Raw genomic sequence first — 19,043 nt, 5'->3', positions numbered from 1 at the left:
CAGGCCATCCTTCGACAGGCTCAGGATGAGGGCGGATGAACGTTCAGCGGCAGACGCGACGATAGATATTGCCGAACAGCCGGATCTGGCAGCTCTGCTTGACCATCGGCACCTCGGGTCGCTGGATTGGCGGCACCACGATCTGGCGGTCCTGTTCGCGGAAGCGTTGCTGTTCGCGCTGGAATTCGATGCGGTTCTGGCGGCTCTGCAGGATCTGCAACTCGTTGAAGCGGCCCTCGCGCGCCAGCTGGTTGCGGTCCGGCTGCCCCGGCAGGTCGATGGCAAGCGCCGGCACAGCACCGGCAAGCAATATGCCCGCCGCCACCAGGGTTGCCAGTTTCGAACTCGCTTTACTCGGCATCGACAGGTCTTCCGGTGCGAGAATCCGCACAGGATGAAAGGTAGTACGCATATCGGCCGAAACAATGGCGTCATCCGCCGCGCGCCTTTTCGGCCAGGAAATCGATGAAGGCCCGGACGCGCGCGGCGAGATGGCCATGGCCGGCAAAGACGGCGTGGATCATCTCGATGTCCTCGGGATTGTAGGCCTCGAGCACCGGCACCAGCATACCGGCATCGATGTCGGCCTCGACCTGGAAACGCCCGGTGCGGATCAGCCCGACGCCGTCGAGGCAGAGCCGCCGCAGGCTCGGACCGTTGTTGGCGAGCAGGTTGCCATTGATGCGCTGGGCGAAATTTTCGCCCGTCTCGGGGTCGCGGAAAATCCATTCGTCGCGGCTGGAAAGGAAGTTGAAGCGCAGGCAGTTGTGGCCGACGAGGTCGGCCGGCACCTGTGGCACGCCGTTTCGCTGGAGATAGGCGGGCGAGGCGACGACGACGCGGCGGATTTCGAGGATCTTGCGCGCCATGAGCGAGGAATCGCGCAGCTTGCCCGAGCGGATCGCGACGTCGGCGCGCTCCTGGTAGAGGTCGATAACACTGTCGGTCAGCGACAGGTCGAGCTCGATCTCGGGATAGAGCGCCAGAAATTCGGCCATGTGCGGCACGACGTGGCTGGCGCCGAAGGCGACGGAGGCGCTGACCCTGAGCGGGCCGCGCGGCACGGCCGAGCCGCCCGACGTCACCACCCGCTCGGCCTCCTCGATATCGCCCAGGATGCGCTGCGCGCGTTCGAGATAGACCTCGCCCTCGGGCGTCAATTGCAGCGCACGCGTTGAGCGCACCAGCAGCCTCGTCCCCAGCCTGTCCTCGATGCGGGTGATGAGCTTGCTGACCGCCGAGGGCGACAAGCCGAGCTGGCGGCCTACGGCAGAAAAGCTGCCGAGGCCCGCGGCCCGCACGAACACGTCCATCTCGCCGGCACGGTTGTCCATGGCTCGCCTCTTGTGAATTTGTTTCACAAGCATTCGTCCATCATAGCGGATTATTGCGCAAGTGCCTTTGCCCCATATTGCCGGCAAGGATCAACCGGCGAGCGGAACTCGCCTCAACTGCGCCCGCGCTCAGCGGGCGGGAATGGTTTTGCCATGCCTCTGGCCATATTCGCGCTGACCATCGCGGCCTACGCGATCGGAACCACCGAATTCGTCATCGTCGGGCTGTTGCCGACGGTAGCGCATGACCTCCAGATCACCTTGCCGCTGGCCGGCCTGATCGTCAGCGTCTACGCGCTCGGCGTGACCTTCGGCGCGCCGGTGCTGACAGCACTGACCGGCAGGATCGAGCGCAAGCCGCTGCTGCTCGGCCTGATGGCACTGTTCGTCATCGGCAACACGGCAGCGGCGCTGAGCCCGAGCTACGAAATGCTGCTGGTGGCGCGCGTGCTGTCGGCCTTCGCCCATGGCGTGTTCTTCTCGGTCGGCGCGACGATCGCCGCCGACCTGGTGCCGGAAAACCGCCGCGCCTCGGCGATTGCCATGATGTTCATGGGCCTGACGGTGGCAATCGTCACCGGCGTGCCGCTCGGCACCTTCATCGGACAGACCTTCGGCTGGCGCGCCACCTTCTGGGGCGTCTCGGCGCTCGGCGTCATCGCCTTCGCCGGCATCGCCGCGCTGCTGCCGTCGGCGCTGAAGAAGGCCGCCCCGTCGAGCCTGCTCGACCAGGCCAGGGTGCTCGGCTCCGGGCGGCTGCTGCTGGTCTTTGCCATGACCGCGCTCGGCTATGGCGGCACCTTCGTCGCCTTCACCTACCTCGCCTCGATCCTCGAGACCGTCACCGGCTTCTCGGCCTCGAGCGTCAGCCTGCTGCTGGTGCTCTACGGGCTGGCGATCGCAGCCGGCAACATCGCCGGCGGCCGCATCGCCGACCGCAACCCGGTCAAGGCGCTGACCGTGCTGTTTGCGCTTCAAGCTGCGGTACTGCTGGTGTTTTCCTTCACCGCCGTCTCGCCTGCCTGGACAATGGTGACGCTGGCCGGCCTCGGCTTCCTGTCCTTCGCCAATGTGCCCGGGCTGCAGCTCTATGTCGTGCAGCTGGCCAAGGAGCATCGCCCCGGTGCGGTCGACGTCGCCTCGGCGCTCAACATCGCCGCCTTCAACCTCGGCATCGCGCTAGGCGCCTGGATCGGCGGCCTGGTGGTCGCCTCGCCGCTCGGCCTCGGCGCCACGCCCTGGGTCGGTGCCCTGCTGGTGGCCGGCGCATTTGTCCTGACCGTGTGGAGCGGCGCACTCGACCGTCGCGACGAACCGGTATGCCAGCCGGCTTAGGATGATTGATCGGCTGCACCCGAGACCTAACTAAAGGCGGAGCCCATCCGCCCAAGCCTCCCCAACAAGCCCCCACAAGGAGAATTCCATGAACTTCGTGAACGCCAATGGCGCGACGATCCCCGCCCTCGGCTTCGGCACCTTCCGCATGCCTGGCAAGGAAGTGCTCGAAGTGGTGCCCGAGGCCATCAAGCTCGGCTTCCGCCACATCGACACCGCCCAGATCTACGGCAACGAGGCTGAGGTCGGTGAGGCCATCCAGAAATCTGGCGCCGCCCGCGCCGATATCTTCCTGACCACCAAGGTCTGGGTCGACAAGTTTCGTCACGCCGATTTCGTGACGTCGGTCGAAGACAGTCTGAAGAAGCTTCGAACCGACCATGTCGACCTTCTGCTCCTGCACTGGCCGAACGACGCGGTACCGCTGGCCGAGCAGATCGGCGCACTGAACGAGGTCCGGCAGGCCGGCAAGGTGCGGCACATCGGCGTCAGCAACTATAACACCGCGCTGATGGCCGAGGCTGTCCAACTGAGCGCCGCACCCATCGTCACCAATCAGGTCGAGTACCACCCCTATCTCGACCAGACCAAGGTGCTGGAGACGGCGCGCCGGCTCGGCATGTCGGTGACGGCCTACTACGCCATGGCCGACGGCAAGGTGCTGTCCGACCCTGTGTTGAAGGACATCGGTTCGCGCTACGGCAAGACGGCGGCGCAGGTGGTGCTGCGCTGGCTGGTGCAGCAGGATGGCGTGGTCGCGCTGTCGAAGACCTCGACGCTGAAGCGGCTGCCGGAAAACTTCGCCATCTTCGACTTCGAGCTTTCGGCCGAGGAGATGGCGGCAATCCATGCGCTCTCGGCTTCCGGCGGGCGTATCGTCAGCCCGGCAGGCCTTGCTCCAACCTGGGACAAGGCAGCCTGAGCGGCGGCGCCGGCGCGACCGTTGACGTCGCGCCGTCTACTCCCTATCTGAGGGCGGTCAAGGGCGGGAAGCCCCTGCCGCCCGCAGCCGCAAGGCCTGGTGAAGCTTCCCTCGAAAAGTTCGTTTCCCTGTCGATGCGACGGCCGAAGCGGCAATGCGGGCTCCCGACCTTCAACCACGCCGTTCGCGCATCGCGAAGGAGCGAACCCATGACCACAGGTCAGACCAACGACTACAAGAACAATGCCCGCAGGCTGCGCGATGCGCTGGCCAGCGAAGGCATCGCCGTCAGCCACGCCAAGGCGCTGGAACTCGTCGCCCGCCAGGAAGGCGTCCGCGACTGGAACACGCTTGCTGCGCGTCCGGCGGCGACCCCGGTGTCGGCGAAGGCCGACGAGCCCAAGGCTGTCGTGCCCTTTGCCGTCGGCGAAAACGTCGCCGGCACTTTCAACGGCAACCCTGCGCAGGGCCGCGTCATCGGCCTCGAAGAGACGATCAAGCCGGACCTCTGGCGCGTCACCGTCGCCTTCAATCCGCCGGTGGACGTGTCGACCTCGAAGCTGTTCTCGTCGGAACGCCGGCGCATCCAGATGGTGGTCGGCGCCGACGGCCGCTCGCGCCGCCTGACCGGCACCGAGACCGGCGTGATGGCGCTCGCACGCGCCTGACGTCTTCTCGTTCACGCTGAAAGTTACGGCCGTGGATCATCCGATCCGCGGCCGTTTTTACATGGGCGGATCAGCCCGCCGTTTCGGCCCGGAAGCGTGGCGACGAATTGCGGATCGGAATGCACAGCGGACGCTCGTGCACCGGGTCGGTGATGACGCGGCAAGAGATGCCGAACACGTCTTCGATCAATTCCTCGCTCATCAGCTCGACCGGTGCGCCCTCGGCAACGACGCTGCCGTCCCTGAGGAACACCAGCCTGTCGGCGTAGCGGGCGGCGAGGTTGAGGTCGTGCAGCACCAGCACCACCGTGCGGCCGTGCTCCTGGTTGAGACGCCTGACCAGGTCGAGGCAATCGATCTGGTGGGCCATGTCGAGATGGTTGACCGGCTCGTCGAGGCAGATGATGTCGGTCTCCTGAGCCAGCACCATGGCGATCCAGACGCGCTGCAGCTGGCCGCCCGACAGCGAGCCGAGCCGGCGGTCGGCGAGGTGCGACACCCCGGTACCGAACATCGCCGCCTGGATGGCCTCGCCATCGGCGGCGCTCCACGGCTGCAGCATCGACTGGTGCGGGTAGCGCCCGAGCCGGACCAGCTCCTCGACGCTCATGTCGTCGGGCGCCGACGGGTTCTGCGCCAGAAGGCCGATATGACGGGCCAGTTCCTTTTCCTTGAGCCCTGATATCGGCAGGTCGCCGAGCCGCACCTCGCCCGATTTTGGCTGGTGCAGCCGGCGGATGGCGCGCAAGAGCGTGGACTTGCCGCAGCCGTTGGGGCCGGCGAGCACTGTCACCTTGCCCTTGGGAATCTCGAGGTCGATGGCCGAAAGTGCCGTCGCCGCGCCATAGGCGACGGTAAGGGCGGCGACGGTGATCGCTTTATCCATTGGTGCTCCCCCTGCGCAGCACGAGGTAGAGGAAATAGGGCGTGCCGATGACTGCGGTGACCGTGCCGGCCGGCACTTCGGTCGGCGCAAACAGCACGCGCACGATGAGGTCGGCACCGACGAGCATGATCGCGCCCAAAAGGAAGCTCGCGACGATGCCCGGGATGACCGGCCGGCCGACGATCAGCCGGGCGAGATGCGGCGCCATCAGCCCGATGAAACCGACGCCGCCGGCGAAGGCGACGGCAAGTGCGGTCAGCGCCGAGGCAAGCGCGAAGACCAGGATGCGGAAGACCGGCAGGTTGAGGCCGATGCCGCGCGCCGAGACCTCGTCGAGGTCGGTGGGCGGCAGGCGGCGCGCCACGGCGAAGACGCCGACCATGGCGATGGCGAGGCCGATGGCGACGACCTGGACCTCGCCCCAGTTGATCTCATTGACCGCACCGGCGAGCCAGCGGCTTGCCTGGGTGGTGCGGTAGATCGGCCCGACGATCATCAGGATCAGCGTCGCCGCCTTGGCGACGGCACCGACGGCGATGCCGAACAGCAAAAGCCGCACCGCCGACGAGGCCTGCTGGCCGGAAAGCAGGAAGACCGCCGCAATCGCCACGCTGGCGCCGACCATCGCCGCCACCGGCTGCCAGACGATAGACGTGACGAGCGCATTGCTCTCATCGGACAGCAGCGCCAGGAAGATGACGACGCCGAGGCCGGCGCCGCCGATGACGCCGAGCACGCCGGGCGAGGCCAGCTCGTTGCGCGTCACCTTCTGAAGCAGATAGCCTGACACCGCCATGGCGCCGCCGGCGAGGATGGCGATGGCGACACGCGGCGCGCGCAGCTGCAGCACGACGACACGTTCGCCGCGCGTGCCCTCTCCGAGCAGGATTTCCAGGATCCGGCGCGGATCGATCCAGGTCGAGCCGAAGCCAATGCCACAGAGCGCCAGGGCTGCCGCGACGGCGGCGATGACGGCGACGGAAATCCAGGCGCGGCGGCTGATGTGGGTCAATGCCGGCGACATGCGTGGGGCGAGCGAACTCATGCGGCGCGCCTCCTGAGCAGGACCAGCAACAGCAGGCCGCCGACGATGGCCGTGACCGCGCCCACCGGCGCCTCGCGTGGATAGATGACGAAGCGGGCGACGATGTCGGCGAGCGTGGTGTAGAGCGCGCCGACCATAGCCGCGGCGGCAATCTGCAGCCTGTGGCCGAGCCCGACCAGCGCGCGCGCCGCATGCGGCACGACAAGGCCGACGAACATGACGGGACCGGCCATGGCGACGGCCGCACCGCTGAGCAGCGCAACGGCAAGGAATGCCAGTCCCCTGACGACGCCGAGCGGCACGCCAAGCCCGCGCGCCGTCGAATCGTCGGTCTGGAGGATGTCGAGCGGGCGGGCCAGCGACACCGCCAGCGCGGCACCCACGACCACGAAGGGCAGGCCGTTGAGGGCGAGGCCAAGCTTGCGGTCGGCGAATGAGCCGGCCAGCCAGAACAGCAACTGGTCGAGCATCGTTTCGTTCACGGTGAGCACGACATTGACGAAGCTGTCGAACAGTCCGGCGAAGGTGACGCCGACAAGCACGATCCTGAGCGGCGAGATGCCGCCGGCCGCCGCGGCCAGGCCGAAGACGACGAAGCTGGTCAGCAGGGCCCCGACTGCTGCTGTCAGCGACAGGCCCGGCAGCGAAACAACGCCAAACAGCCCGCTCGCCATGACGACGGCAAAGGCAGCACCTGCGTTGAGGCCAAGCGTGTCGGGCGAGGCGATGCGGTTGCGCGACAGCGTCTGCACGATGACGCCGGCAATGCCGAGCGCCGCACCGACCATGGGCGCCATCAGCGCCCGGGGCAGCCGCAGGTCACGGATCACCACATCGGTCTCGCTGCCGTCGAAGGCGGTGAGCGCCGCCCAGATCTCCTCGGGCGAATAAAGCCGGTAGCCGAGCGCCAGGCTGAGATACATCAGCCCGAGCAGGAGCAGCGCAAGCCCGGCGAAGAGCGACCGGTGCCCGATACGCGGATGCGCTCGGATGCTCGTGGTCGACGAAGCGAGGGGCACGTGGCAGCCTTAATATGAACTTGACAGTCAGGGTTTGATCTGACCCTTTGCCAAACCTTCCCACCCTCGTCAAGTTTGGAGCCTTTTGCCATGAAGCTCTTCGTCAAAGCCATTCTCGGTGCGGCGCTCGTCGCTTTTGGCCTCAACCCGGCCCTCGCCCATGAGGTCAAGCACGCCATGGGCGTGACCGACGTGCCCGAGAACCCCCAGCGCATCGTAGTGCTGACCAACGAGGGCACCGAGGCGGTGCTGGCACTCGGCCTCAAGCCGGTGGGCGCCGTGCGCTCCTGGACCGGCTCGCCCTGGTACAAGCACATCGCCGGCAAGATGGAGGGCGTCGAGGTGGTGGGCGAGGAATCGGCCGTCAACCTCGAGCTGATCGCCGGCCTGCAGCCCGACCTCATCATCGGCAACAAGACGCGCCAGGAGAAGATCTACGACCAGCTCTCGGCGATTGCGCCAACCGTCATGTCGGAGCGCCTGCGCGGCGACTGGAAGGTGAACTTCGCGCTTTATGCCGATGCGCTCGGCAAGAAGGCCGAAAGCGACGTGCAGCTCAATGCCTTCGACGACAAGGCGACCAAGCTCGGCGAGGCGCTCGGCGACAAGAAGGCCGAAAAGGTGTCGCTGATCCGCTTCATGCCCGGCCTGACCCGCATCTACTACAAGGACACCTTCCCCGGCATGATCTTCGACCAGATCGGCATCTCGCGGCCTGCGGTGCAGGACAAGCCGGGCTTCGCCGACGACGTGACCAAGGAACGCATTCCCGAGTTCGACGGCGACCGCCTGTTCTACTTCGTCTACGAAACCGGCAACGGCAAGGCGAGCAAACAGTCGGAAGAATGGCTGGCCGAGCCGCTGTGGCAGAACCTGCCGGTGGTAAAGGCCGGCAAGGCCGTGGCGGTTGACGATGCGGTGTGGAACACGGCCGGCGGCGCGATCGCCGCCAACCTGTTGCTCGACGACATCGCCCGCGTCTACGGCGTGACGCCGGCGCAGTAGCCAACGCCTGTGGGGACGCGTCGCCATATCGGTGAGGCGTCCTGGCTTTCCCCAGCGTCGAAACGCTTTGATTCCCGGCCAAGCTTGTGTAAAGCGGGGCAAGCCAAAATCCCCGCAACAGCCAGACGGGCAAAAGCCATGGAAAAATTCACCAAGCTCACGGGCGTCGCCGCCCCCCTGCCGATCGTCAACGTCGACACCGACATGATCATCCCCAAGGATTATCTCAAGACGATCAAGCGCACTGGCCTTGGCACCGGGCTTTTCGCCGAAATGCGCTTCAATGAGGACGGCTCGGAGAACCCCGATTTCGTGCTCAACAAGCCGGCCTACCGCAAGGCACAGATCCTGGTTGCCGGCGACAATTTCGGCTGCGGCTCGTCGCGTGAGCACGCGCCCTGGGCGCTGCTCGACTTCGGCATCCGCTGCGTCATCTCGACGTCGTTCGCCGACATCTTCTACAACAACTGCTTCAAGAACGGCATCCTGCCCATCACCGTCAGCCAGGAAGACCTGGACAAGCTGATGGACGACGCCTCGCGCGGCGCCAACGCCACCGTGTCGGTCGATCTCGAAGTCAAGGAAATCCGCGGCCCCGACGGCGGCGTGGTCAAGTTCGACCTCGACGACTTCCGCCGCCATTGCCTGCTCAACGGCCTCGACGACATCGGCCTGACCATGGAGAAGGCATCGTCGATCGACAGCTACGAGAAGAAGGCTGCCGAGAACCGCCCCTGGGCCTGAGCCCTCGACGCCTCAAGGCTGCAATGTCTCGAAGCCCCGTCCCGATTGAAATCGCGGCGGGGCTTTTTGCTGGAACAATCGGCTCCGGCTGACTGGCCTGCCGCGCCATGCCATGGTCGCACCTCGGGATTCGGAGCGCGCACGGACATCGGCCGCTCCGTGACTTCGCATGTCGATCTCCAGGAGCAGACCATGAAATCTTCCGCCCTCGTTGCAGCTTTCGCGCTGGCGTTGACCGCCTCGTCGGCGGCGCTGGCCCAGAACGACGGCCCGCAGACGATCGCCTTCGAAGGCGGCAACTTCACCATCGCCGAGAACGCCGAAGGCGAAAAGATCGTCGCCTACGACGGCAAGGAAATCGCCAGGAACTACGTCGCCTTCCACGATCGCACGGTCGAGGTCAGCGGCACCAAGGTGGCGATCTTCGCGCTCGGCGACGGCGGCAATGCCTGCGGCCCGGAGACCGTGCTCGCCTGGAAACGCGGCGCCGGCATCCAGTCGACCGTCGTCGGCGACGGCGAATGCGGCACCCCGCCTGCGGCTGTCACTGGCGACACGCTCTATTTCGTGCCCTACCTGCTCCCCGGCACCAAGGCGCCCGTGCGCAAGTGGTCGCTTGACGATGGGCTGACCGTAGCCGGAGAGCTGGCGTTCACGCCGCAGCCCGGCACGACCTGGGCCGAACTCAAGGTCGAGAACATCGCCTACCCCGTAGACTTCTTCGACAACGCCGAGCTCTATCAGGCCGCAAGCGCCATGCTGGGCGACCAGCTCGAGGGCGTGGCGCTCGGCCTTTCGGTGTCGAGCGGACCCGAAAGGACAGCCTCGGGCCTGGTCTTCGCCACCGGCTGCGTGCCCCATGCCTGCGGCGTCAACGATTCCTTCATCGGCGTCGATACCGCGGGCAAGAAGCTGTACTTCGCCAAGCAGGGCGATACGTCCGAGCCCAGCACCTGGCCGGCATTGGCCGAGTGGCCGGCAGAGATGAAGGACGCGCTGACCAAGTCGCTTGTACAGGGAGAGTGAGAAAAGCCATGCGAAAACTGATTTCGACAGGATCGCCCTTCGAGAAGACCGCCGGCTATTCGCGCGCGGTGGTCCAGGGCGACTGGTGCTTCGTCTCAGGCACCACAGGCTACGACTATGCCACCATGACCATGCCGGAGAGCGTCGAGGCGCAGACGCGCAACTGCCTGGCGACCATCGCCAAGGCGCTGAAAGACGGCGGCTTCGACATGGCCGACGTGGTGCGCGCGCACTACTACATCACCAACCAGGCCTATGTGGACCTGGTGTTCCCGATCCTCGGCGAGACCTTCGGCGACATTCGTCCCGCGGCAACGATGATCGTCTGCCAGCTCAACAAGCCCGAGATGAAGATCGAGATCGAGGTGACGGCGCTGAAGCGCGCGTGAATGCGCTGCTGGCGACAGGCGTGCGGCTCAAGAGAGTTGGAGGCCGAGGTACTCGGCCATCGGAAGGAAGTCGCGGTCGTCGTGCAAAAGCATATGACCGTGCTCGATGCAGAAGGTGGCGATGATTAGATCGGCAAGCGCCCTGATGGTGATGCCGCGCGCCCGCAGATGGCGATAGTTGGCCGCGGCCGCTACCGCCAGCCGATCGTCCATCATCGGCACGATGGGGTACTTCCGCAAATGGGTTTCAAGAAAGGTTGCATGCCGGTCGTCACGGGCGCCGCGCAAGACTTCGAGCAACACCATGTCGCCGAGCAGAATTTTGCCCTGCGCCGTTGCCCGGTGGAGCTTGGCAACACTCTCGCGCTGCACATCGCGTAGGGCGAAAATCCAGACCGAGGTATCGACGACGATCATTTCCTGTCTTCAAGGCCCCAGTCGGTATCGGGTGTCCAATCGTTGCGCATGGCATCGAGATCGCCGTCCCAACCCATGCCTCGCATAGCCTCGAGAGCAGCCACCTGCTCCGAAATCGCGACCACTTGGCGCAAGGCGGCCTCGACGGTGGCTTTCTTGGTCGACTGGCCAGTGGCCTTCATGGCCTTCTTCATCAAGCGGTCATCGATATCGATATTCGTGCGCATGACACACCTATGTGTATGGATTGCCGCAAACATACACATAGCAGCCCAGAGATTCAAGAAATCCGCGCCTTTCCCGCTTGCACGCGCGCCCCGCCAAGGCTAGCAAGACCGCGGTTCACGCATCTTTCGGAAAGGCTTTCCATGGCGACGCGCAATCTTCTTCTCCTCCCCGGCGACGGCATCGGCCCCGAGGCCATGGCCGAGGTCCGCAAGCTGATTGCGGCCATGAACGACAAGCTCGGCAGCGGCTTTACCACCGACGAGGGCCTCGTCGGCGGCTCGGCCTACGACGCCCACGGCCAGGCGATCTCCGATGCCGACATGGTCAAGGCGATGGCCGCGGATGCCGTTCTGTTCGGCGCCGTTGGCGGCCCGAAGTGGGATGCCGTGCCTTACGAGGTCCGCCCCGAAGCCGGCCTGCTGCGCCTGCGCAAGGACATGGAGCTGTTCGCCAACCTGCGTCCGGCGATCTGCTATCCCGCCCTCGCCTCTTCGTCCTCGCTCCGCCAGGAAGTGGTCGAGGGCCTCGACATCCTGATCGTGCGCGAGCTGACCGGCGGCGTCTATTTCGGCGAGCCCAAGCAGATCATCGACCTCGGTAACGGCCAGAAGCGCGGCATCGACACGCAGGTCTACGATACCTTCGAGATCGAGCGCATCTCGGGCGTCGCCTTCGAACTGGCGCGCACGCGCCAGAACCGCGTGACGTCGATGGAAAAGCGCAACGTCATGAAGTCAGGCGTGCTGTGGAACGAGGTGGTGACCGCCACCCACAAGGCGAAGTACGCCGACGTCAAACTCGACCACATGCTGGCCGATGCCGGCGGCATGCAGCTGGTGCGCTGGCCCAAGCAGTTCGACGTCATCGTCACCGATAACCTGTTCGGCGACATGCTGTCGGACGTTGCCGCGATGCTCACCGGCTCGCTCGGCATGCTGCCTTCGGCCTCGCTCGGCGCACCGGACGCCCTCACCGGCAAGCGCAAGGCGCTCTACGAGCCGGTGCATGGCTCGGCGCCCGATATCGCCGGCCAGGGCATCGCCAACCCGATCGCCATGATCGCGTCCTTTGCGATGTGCCTGCGCTACTCGTTCAACATGGTAGCCGAGGCCGACAAGCTGGAAGCGGCAATCGCAGCCGTGCTCGACGACGGCCTGCGCACCAAGGACATCATGTCCGAGGGCAAGACCGAGGTCGGCACGACCCAGATGGGCGACGCCATCATCGCGAAGTTCTTCGCCTAACGCTAGGCGGCCGGAACGTGGGGCGGGGGAACCGTTACCCCCGCCGGCACCGGCCCCCATTTGTTGTCGTGCTTCTGCGACGGCAGCAGCGAAAACACCAAGGTGATCAGCCCGCCGACATAGGGCAGCAGCATCAGCAGACAGAACCAGCCCGACAGGCCGAGGTCGTGGATACGGCGTACGGTCATGGCGATGCCGGGCAACAGCGTGGCCAGCACGAACAGGCCGGGCAAGGCGAAGCCGGCGACCGGCTCCTCCAGTCCGGCATCGAGGTTGCCGATCAACCCATCGATGCCGAAGCCGACGGTCGAGAGCGCGACCGCCGAAATCGCCCAGAACAGATAAAAACCCCAATATTCCTTGCGCCGGGCGCGACTGCGGAAATTGAAGTAGTTTTCGGTCAATCCGCGCCGGAAATAGCCCCACAGGCCGGTCGAGGACGATGCAGCCTCGGTTGCGAAGCGGCCGAAATGCTGTGGTGTCGCAGCCCGTATCGGAGCCGAGGCCGACGAAGCGGCAAGCGGAGCCTGGATGGCAAAAACCTCCCGCGCCTGACCGCCGCTCGGCTGGAACTCGACCTGAGCGCCCTTGCTCACCGCAGCCATGTGCCTCAGGTCCTCGCGGGCGAAGGTGTAGCGATTTCCGTCGGCTCCGACGATGAAGCCGAAGCCCTGGGTCTCGTCGTAATGCAGTACGTCCCCACGCATCTGTCGCCCTCGTGATTGGAGCGAAGATTGTTCCAAACTCTGCTGCACCGCAAGCGCGGGTGAGGAATGCGGCAGGGGTAGTGGGCAGACAGCGGACAGTTGCCCTCCAGCAACGCTCGCGATGCATTGATTAGCCGGTAACCACATGTTGACTGTGAAATGCTCAACTCATGTTACCCTTCAATAGCAAATGGGCACTGGGGCAGGAAAACAGTGATTCGGGTCGACAGACCTCGAGATCCATCGGTGAACAGATGGCGTCGCGGCGCCGCAAGGCCGCCTCCCCTGACGCCGGTTTCGGCGATGCTCAACTTCTGGGGCCTGATGCGGGCCTACTGGATGTCGGATCGCTGGAAGGAAGCCTGGGGGCTGACGCTGGTGATAGCCCTCCTCACTGCACTTTCCAGCAAGGCCAGCGTCTGGATGGCCGAAGCCTCCGGTGAGTTGGTCAATTCGATTGCCTTCTTCCACGACCCGACAAACCTGACGCCGCTGGCGTCTCTGCTTACCAGTGCCGGCACGCTGCTTCTTCTCGTGCTGATCAAGGATGCGGGCTTTACTGGCATCCGCCATCTCTTCTCCACCACATTGCACCGAAAGTGGCGAGGCTGGCTCAACAGCCGCTTCAACGCCGCCCTGCTCGACGGCAACCACACCCATTTCCATGTCCAGCACGGCGGCGTCGACGCCGCGGGCGTCGGCACTCCTCCCCCCGACAACATCGACCAGCGCGTCCAGGATTCGATCAAGGGCATGACCGGCGGAGCGATCGGCCTGGCCATGGGCGTCATGAGCGTTGCCGCCTCGCTGTTCTTCGTCGGCCAGAAGCTTCTGGAAACCTCGACCTCGGTGCGCGGGCTGGAGTTCCTTGGCAACTACGGCAGCTTCGTGCTGGCGATCGGCGCGGTCGGGGCCTATGTCCCGCTCAACACCTACATCGCCATCAAGCTGGGCGGGCTGATGGAGCGGCTCAGCATCCGGATGCAGCAGGCCGAGGGCAGCTACCGCGGCGAGCTGACAACCTTCCTGCGCCGCAGCTTCCACGTCGCGGCCTCGCGTGGCGAGAGCGTGCAGCGGTCGATGCACGACCGGCTCTATCTCGACATCGACAAGACTTGGGGGCGGCTCAACACGGTCAATGCCGGCTACATGTCGTTCGAGCTCATCTACAACTTCGTCGCCGCCCGCTTCGTCGCCTACGGTCCCGGCCTGCTGCCCTACATGCACGGCCAGATCAACCTGAAGGGCTACATCACCGGCGCCGAGCTGGTGAATTCGCTGATCAGCCAGTGCTCGTGGTTCATCCACGTGATGCCGGCGATCGCCACGCTCAGAGCCAACAGCCAGCGCGTCATCGGCCTTGCCAACGCAATCGAGGACGTCCAGCGGCCGCAGGAATTCTACGGCCTTACCGGCCATTCCGATTTCAGCTACGGCGGTCAGAACGCAATCTTCGGCCTGACCGTGCGCAATCTCGAACTGATGCATCGGGGCAGCGACGCAACGCCGTTCCTGACCGTTTCCAACCTGCGCTTCAGGCGCGGCGAATGGATCTTCGTGCGCGGCGAGTCCGGCTGCGGCAAGACATCTCTGGTCAAGGCAATCAACGGGCTGTGGCCGTATGGCCGCGGTGCCATCATCTATCCCGAGGGGGTGAAATCCTTCTACGCCACGCAGGACGTCAAGCTGCCGCAAGTGTCGCTAAAGCAGCTTGTCTGCCTGCCGGGCAGTGCCGACGAGCATTCGGAGGCCCGCGTTGCGGTCGCGTTACACAAGGCCGGGCTCGGCGATTTCATCGAGCATCTCGGCGAGGAGATGCGCGAGGGCAAGGTCTGGGACCAGGTGCTCTCGGGCGGCCAGAAGCAGAAGCTGGTGGTGGCCCGCATTCTCCTGCTCCAGCCCGGCCTGCTGTTCCTTGACGAGGCCACCGCCGCACTCGACCCGGAGGCCAAGATCGCCTTCCACCAGGCGATCAAGGACAACTGCCCCGATGTCACCGTGATCAGTGTTATGCACGAGGCCACCCCGCCGAAATCGGCGATGGGGCTGGAGTTCTACGACAGCGTCGTCAGCATCGCAGACGGCGTCGCCACCAAACAGGCGCATGTCGGCCTGCCCGCCGAGCTCACCGAGCTGCTGGCGCAACCCATGCCCACCGAGGAGTGGCCGCCGCTGCGTTTCCCCCGCATCAAGCTGAAGGAGAAGTAGCTTCACTGAAACCCGATGAAGCGGCCGCACAGCAGTACGGCACACCACAGCACGATCGAGGTTGCGGCAAGCACGCGTGGCGCCGGTGGACGGACACTCGCATCAAGCCCCTTGTCGACGGTGGCAAACGCCGCGAAATTGGCGCCGGCGAGGACGATGAGGCTCATCTTGGCGAGAAACACCGGCATCTGCGCATAGTGCGACGCGCGCACCGAAAACAGCAGGAGCCCGCTCAGCACGGCCACCCCGAAGGCGAGGAAGGCAAGCCGCCTCAACAGCGCCACGAAGGGGCGCTCCGGCAGGGCGCGAAAGGCGCCGAGGATGCGCAGGTCCATCAGCGCAACCGAGGTGAGCAAAGCGCCGATGGCGGCGATATGGACCGCATTGACCACCGGGTAGGCAAAGTACGAGGTCTTCAACAGCTTGACGGCGTCGAGCTGTTCGATGGCCTGCAGCGGCTCCACGCCCCCGATCCCGCTCAGCTCGGCGGCACGCGGTCCGAATAGACGTCGTAGGTCTTGCCGTTGACGACGATCCGGACTGCCTTCATGCGTTTTTCGGTTTCGTCCCGCGAACGGTTTCCGATCGCGGTGACCTCGTCGCCTTTTTTGGCGACCTCGTCGCTGAAGCCCGCCGCAATCGTTCTCGCTGGCGGGGCGAGTTCCACCCGCCAGATGTCGCCTTCGACATCGACGTCGAGCGTGGCATGCGGATTGCCGATGTAGATCTCGGCGATGACACCCTTGAGCTCGAAAAAGCCGTCCTGGGTCCAGGACCAGCCGTGATGGGCAAGTGCCGGCAGCGAGAACATGGCAGCCGCAGCCAGAGCGGCGACGATGGGGACGCGTTTCGACAGGATTTCCATGGGGCTCCTCCGTCAATCGATCCACGGTGAAGCCTAGGTACCAGGCGACAAAGGTCAAATCACAAGCGCCGGAGGCCGACAGTCCCGGCCCCGATTGACTCTCCACGCAAACCGGCTAAAAGCGGCGGCGAACAGGGAACCCTCCGATGCGCGGCCTCTTGATGGCGCTTTTCGCATTCGACTTCCCCGGCCACGATGCCAACCATCGTGCCGGGCGCGCAACCGCGTCCCTGCTTTCGACCAAAACCATGGCCAAAACCACCACCACCAAAACGGTGTGATTTCCCTTGGCCTGCTCACCCTCTCCCGGGTCCGGCCCGGGGGATGAAGCCCGCAACGGCCAGCGGGTTTTCTCCAGAAGCGAGCGGAGAGGGACAGGAGATTTTCGATATGGGTTTCAAGGTTGCAGTCGTCGGCGCCACGGGCAATGTCGGCCGGGAAATGCTCAACATCCTCGAGGAACGCGGCTTTCCGGTCGATGAGATCGTCGCACTGGCCTCGCGCCGCTCGCTCGGCACCGAAGTGTCGTTCGGCGACAAGACGCTGAAGGTCAAGGTTCTCGACACCTATGACTTCTCCGACACCGACATCTGCATCATGTCGGCCGGTGGCAACATTTCCAAGGAATGGTCGCCCAAAATCGGCAAGCAGGGCTGCGTCGTCATCGATAACTCGTCGGCCTTCCGCTATGATCAGGACGTGCCGCTGATCGTTCCGGAAGTGAACCCGGACGCGATTGCCGGCTTCACCAAGAAGAACATCATCGCCAACCCGAACTGCTCGACGGCCCAGCTGGTCGTGGCGCTCAAGCCGCTGCACGACGCCGCCACCATCAAGCGCATCGTCGTATCCACCTACCAGTCCGTTTCGGGCGCCGGCAAGGAAGGCATGGACGAGCTGTTCACCCAGACGCGCGCCGTCTTCGTCGCCGACCCGGTCGAAGCCAAGAAGTTCACCAAGCGCATAGCCTTCAACGTCATTCCGCACATCGACGTCTTCATGGACGACGGCTCGACCAAGGAAGAGTGGAAGATGGTCGCCGAGACCAAGAAGATGCTCGATCCCAAGATCAAGCTGACCGCCACCTGCGTACGCGTGCCGGTGTTCATCGGCCACTCGGAAGCCGTCAACATCGAATTCGACAAGCCGATCACCGCCGACGAGGCACGCGACATCCTGCGCGAAGCACCGGGGTGCCTGGTCATCGACAAGCGCGAGGACGGCGGCTACGCCACCCCGCTCGACTCGGCCGGCGAGGATGCGACCTACATCTCGCGCATCCGCGAGGACCAGACCATCGACAACGGCCTGTCGATGTGGATCGTCTCCGACAATCTACGCAAGGGTGCCGCCCTCAACGCCGTGCAGATCGCCGAACTGCTGGTCGAGCGCGGCCTGATTGCGCCAAAGAAGAAGGCAGCCTGAGGCCAGCCTCGGAAAAGTGCCGCGTCGGGCATGGCCTGCGACGCGGCACGACACGATTTGATGCCGGGGCGTGCGCCTCGGTGTCGGTCTCAAGCTTGACCCCGATTCCGGCTACGCTACATTAGCATTGCTTGATGGGCGGTGCGGGCGCCAGCAATCGGGACCACCAGCCATGGCGCGTGACAGCGGCGACGCCGCGCATTCCAGCCCTGTGACAGACACAAACGGCCAAGATCGCCCGCTGCGCATTCTCATGACCAATGCCGTCCTGACCGGCCGCAGCGGCACGGAAACGCTCGTCCGCGACATGGTGCTGGCGCTGCGCCGGCGCGGCCATTCGGTCGTCACCTTTGCGCCCGTGACCGGCCCGGCGGCGGCCGAAATCCGCGCGACGGGCTCGCCGGTGGTGACCTCGCTGGCGCCGCTCAGTGAAGTGCCCGAAATCATTCACGGCCACCACACGGGTCCCACGATCGCCGCCCTCGTCCGCTTTCCCGGCACGCCGGCGGTGTTTGCCTGCCATGACTTCGCCAGCGACCAGGATGCGCCCCCCGTTCATCCCCGCATCAGGCGTTATCTCTATGTGCGCAGTGTGCTGCGCGGCCGGCTTGTCGACGAAAACGGCCTGCCGCCGTCACGCGTCACGTTCTGGCCAAACACCATCGACCTCAAGCGCGTCGGTTCCGCCGCACCGGCACCGGTGAAGCTGCACACGGCCGCGATCTTTGCCCACCCTGGCACCATTCCCTTCGCCAACCTGATTGCGGAAGCGTGCGAACGGCGCGGCATCGGCTTCCGGGGCGAATTGGTGGCAAAGGCCACCGACGATGTCGTCAGGCGCCTCGAGGGTGTCGACCTGGTCTTCGCCAGCGGACGAATGGCGCTCGAAGCGCTGGCCAACGGCCGCGCCGTCATCAACGCCGACCGTTTCGGCATCGGCGGCCTGGTAACCAGGCAACGGCTCAACGGTTTCGCTGCCGTCAACTTTGCCTATGGCGCGCTGTCAGAAGCAGCGTCACCTGAAATCCTGGACAGGGAAATCGCCGCCTATCGGCCAGACGACGCAGCCGGCGTGACCCAGCATGTCAGGCGGAACTTCAACAGCGACGAAGGCGCACGGCAACTCGAGGCGATCTATCGCGCGGTCCTTTCCGAACGGGATTGGCCCAGGAAGGTCGCCTCCGAGGAGGATTTGGCCCTGGCCGCGATCCTCGAAACGTTTCTCCAGCAGAACCGTATCTTCGACCCCCGCTTCATCAAGCTGCGCGAAGGGGTGGGACCAAGCGAGGAGTTTCATTTCGCCATGGGCGAACTCTCGGGCAGGACCGCGGAGCTGGCAGCCGAGGTTCGCAAGCTTCGCCGCGGCGGTCCGTTCCGCAGTCTGTTGGAACTGTTGGCCGGCAAGAACACACGTCGCTGAACGCTGGCCGGCCCAGCAAATGGCGGTAGCCCGCGTCGAGCGGCCAAGTGACTGAATCATTTCGACGAAACTGGCACCGACGTCGCATTTTGAGGTGACTTCCCGATAGCCTTCGGCGCACAATGGCGGCCTCACGGCACCGCCAGAGGTTTCCGC

The 19,043-nt window shown here is 65.1% G+C and carries 22 protein-coding genes; 12 read left to right on the top strand and 10 right to left on the bottom strand.

The genetic code is table 11. From position 1 onward, the window contains the following. Positions 1-43 precede the first annotated feature (43 nt). Entirely contained in the window at positions 44-361 is a 318-nt protein-coding gene (locus O1Y97_RS04135; protein ID WP_318763186.1) for a hypothetical protein, read from the bottom strand. A gap of 70 nt (positions 362-431) precedes the next feature. Further along, positions 432-1,334, bottom strand: coding sequence for a LysR family transcriptional regulator (locus tag O1Y97_RS04130; protein ID WP_318763185.1), 903 nt, complete (start codon positions 1,332-1,334; stop codon positions 432-434). Between the two features lie 153 nt (positions 1,335-1,487). Here O1Y97_RS04130 and O1Y97_RS04125 point away from each other — a divergent pair, with 153 nt between their 5' ends. The 3 genes from O1Y97_RS04125 to O1Y97_RS04115 all read left to right on the top strand — a co-directional run bounded on the left by O1Y97_RS04125 (position 1,488) and on the right by O1Y97_RS04115 (position 4,259). Next, positions 1,488-2,669, top strand: a complete 1,182-nt coding sequence (locus O1Y97_RS04125) for an MFS transporter (RefSeq protein WP_318763184.1) — start codon at positions 1,488-1,490, stop codon at positions 2,667-2,669. Between the two features lie 88 nt (positions 2,670-2,757). Further along, the gene (locus O1Y97_RS04120) at positions 2,758-3,591 is read left to right on the top strand and encodes an aldo/keto reductase (RefSeq protein ID WP_318763183.1); all 834 of its coding nucleotides are present in this window, start codon (positions 2,758-2,760) and stop codon (positions 3,589-3,591) included. 209 nt (positions 3,592-3,800) lie between these two features. After that, a complete protein-coding gene (locus tag O1Y97_RS04115) occupies positions 3,801-4,259 on the top strand; it encodes a glyoxalase superfamily protein (protein WP_183263375.1) in 459 nt (152 codons plus the stop codon). 70 nt (positions 4,260-4,329) lie between these two features. Here O1Y97_RS04115 and O1Y97_RS04110 read toward each other — a convergent pair whose 3' ends face one another. Genes O1Y97_RS04110 through O1Y97_RS04100 form a run of 3 tightly spaced genes read right to left on the bottom strand, consistent with a single transcriptional unit; the run spans position 4,330 to position 7,209 of the window. Then, on the bottom strand, positions 4,330-5,145 hold the full coding sequence (locus O1Y97_RS04110; RefSeq protein WP_318763182.1) for an ABC transporter ATP-binding protein: 816 nt from the start codon (positions 5,143-5,145) through the stop codon (positions 4,330-4,332). Further along, on the bottom strand, positions 5,138-6,190 hold the full coding sequence (locus tag O1Y97_RS04105; protein ID WP_318763181.1) for a FecCD family ABC transporter permease: 1,053 nt from the start codon (positions 6,188-6,190) through the stop codon (positions 5,138-5,140). The genes O1Y97_RS04110 and O1Y97_RS04105 overlap by 8 nt, the downstream gene beginning before the upstream one ends. Beyond that, positions 6,187-7,209: a FecCD family ABC transporter permease gene (locus O1Y97_RS04100; protein WP_318763180.1), complete on the bottom strand. Its 1,023-nt coding sequence runs from the start codon at positions 7,207-7,209 to the stop codon at positions 6,187-6,189. The genes O1Y97_RS04105 and O1Y97_RS04100 overlap by 4 nt, the downstream gene beginning before the upstream one ends. Positions 7,210-7,299: 90 nt before the next feature. Between O1Y97_RS04100 and O1Y97_RS04095 the strand changes: the two genes are divergently transcribed. The 4 genes from O1Y97_RS04095 to O1Y97_RS04080 all read left to right on the top strand — a co-directional run bounded on the left by O1Y97_RS04095 (position 7,300) and on the right by O1Y97_RS04080 (position 10,373). Beyond that, positions 7,300-8,214, top strand: a complete 915-nt coding sequence (locus O1Y97_RS04095; RefSeq protein WP_318763179.1) for an ABC transporter substrate-binding protein — start codon at positions 7,300-7,302, stop codon at positions 8,212-8,214. Positions 8,215-8,352: 138 nt separating this feature from the next. Next, positions 8,353-8,958: a 3-isopropylmalate dehydratase small subunit gene (gene leuD, locus O1Y97_RS04090; RefSeq protein WP_108606205.1), complete on the top strand. Its 606-nt coding sequence runs from the start codon at positions 8,353-8,355 to the stop codon at positions 8,956-8,958. Positions 8,959-9,150: 192 nt separating this feature from the next. Beyond that, on the top strand, positions 9,151-9,984 hold the full coding sequence (locus tag O1Y97_RS04085; protein WP_318763178.1) for a hypothetical protein: 834 nt from the start codon (positions 9,151-9,153) through the stop codon (positions 9,982-9,984). A gap of 8 nt (positions 9,985-9,992) precedes the next feature. Next, on the top strand, positions 9,993-10,373 hold the full coding sequence (locus O1Y97_RS04080) for a RidA family protein (RefSeq protein ID WP_108606204.1): 381 nt from the start codon (positions 9,993-9,995) through the stop codon (positions 10,371-10,373). Positions 10,374-10,400: 27 nt separating this feature from the next. Here the strand turns inward: O1Y97_RS04080 and vapC are convergent, their stop codons facing one another. Next, positions 10,401-10,790, bottom strand: a complete 390-nt coding sequence (gene vapC, locus O1Y97_RS04075; protein ID WP_318763177.1) for a type II toxin-antitoxin system VapC family toxin — start codon at positions 10,788-10,790, stop codon at positions 10,401-10,403. Beyond that, positions 10,787-11,017, bottom strand: coding sequence for a type II toxin-antitoxin system VapB family antitoxin (locus tag O1Y97_RS04070; RefSeq protein WP_108606202.1), 231 nt, complete (start codon positions 11,015-11,017; stop codon positions 10,787-10,789). Before O1Y97_RS04070 ends, vapC begins: the two co-directional genes overlap by 4 nt. A 141-nt stretch (positions 11,018-11,158) precedes the next feature. Here O1Y97_RS04070 and leuB point away from each other — a divergent pair, with 141 nt between their 5' ends. Further along, on the top strand, positions 11,159-12,262 hold the full coding sequence (gene leuB, locus O1Y97_RS04065; protein WP_318763176.1) for a 3-isopropylmalate dehydrogenase: 1,104 nt from the start codon (positions 11,159-11,161) through the stop codon (positions 12,260-12,262). Positions 12,263-12,264: 2 nt separating this feature from the next. Here leuB and O1Y97_RS04060 read toward each other — a convergent pair whose 3' ends face one another. Continuing rightward, positions 12,265-12,969 (bottom strand): DUF805 domain-containing protein, encoded by a 705-nt coding sequence (locus tag O1Y97_RS04060; protein ID WP_318763175.1) that lies wholly within the window; start codon positions 12,967-12,969, stop codon positions 12,265-12,267. Positions 12,970-13,272: 303 nt separating this feature from the next. Here O1Y97_RS04060 and O1Y97_RS04055 point away from each other — a divergent pair, with 303 nt between their 5' ends. Beyond that, a complete protein-coding gene (locus O1Y97_RS04055) occupies positions 13,273-15,177 on the top strand; it encodes an ABC transporter ATP-binding protein/permease (protein ID WP_318764142.1) in 1,905 nt (634 codons plus the stop codon). Between the two features lie 2 nt (positions 15,178-15,179). On the opposite strand, the gene O1Y97_RS04050 is transcribed toward O1Y97_RS04055, so the two are convergent. Continuing rightward, the gene (locus O1Y97_RS04050) at positions 15,180-15,641 is read right to left on the bottom strand and encodes a DUF6644 family protein (RefSeq protein WP_318763174.1); all 462 of its coding nucleotides are present in this window, start codon (positions 15,639-15,641) and stop codon (positions 15,180-15,182) included. Positions 15,642-15,655: 14 nt separating this feature from the next. Further along, positions 15,656-16,042 carry a DUF6152 family protein gene (locus O1Y97_RS04045; RefSeq protein ID WP_318763173.1) on the bottom strand — a complete coding sequence of 129 codons (387 nt, stop codon included), beginning with the start codon at positions 16,040-16,042 and terminating at the stop codon, positions 15,656-15,658. A gap of 146 nt (positions 16,043-16,188) precedes the next feature. Between O1Y97_RS04045 and O1Y97_RS04040 the strand changes: the two genes are divergently transcribed. The 3 genes from O1Y97_RS04040 to O1Y97_RS04030 all read left to right on the top strand — a co-directional run bounded on the left by O1Y97_RS04040 (position 16,189) and on the right by O1Y97_RS04030 (position 18,887). Continuing rightward, a complete protein-coding gene (locus tag O1Y97_RS04040) occupies positions 16,189-16,323 on the top strand; it encodes a hypothetical protein (RefSeq protein ID WP_256371662.1) in 135 nt (44 codons plus the stop codon). A gap of 109 nt (positions 16,324-16,432) precedes the next feature. Continuing rightward, positions 16,433-17,467, top strand: a complete 1,035-nt coding sequence (locus O1Y97_RS04035) for an aspartate-semialdehyde dehydrogenase (RefSeq protein WP_108606196.1) — start codon at positions 16,433-16,435, stop codon at positions 17,465-17,467. A 172-nt stretch (positions 17,468-17,639) separates the two neighbouring features. Beyond that, the gene (locus O1Y97_RS04030) at positions 17,640-18,887 is read left to right on the top strand and encodes a glycosyltransferase (RefSeq protein ID WP_318763172.1); all 1,248 of its coding nucleotides are present in this window, start codon (positions 17,640-17,642) and stop codon (positions 18,885-18,887) included. Positions 18,888-19,043: the final 156 nt, after the last annotated feature.

Source organism: Aminobacter niigataensis, assembly GCF_946995915.1.
Classification (GTDB): Bacteria; Pseudomonadota; Alphaproteobacteria; order Rhizobiales; family Rhizobiaceae; genus Aminobacter; species Aminobacter niigataensis.
The sequence above is the reverse complement of the archived record's forward strand: the minus strand, read 5'-3'. Positions and strand labels throughout refer to the sequence as shown.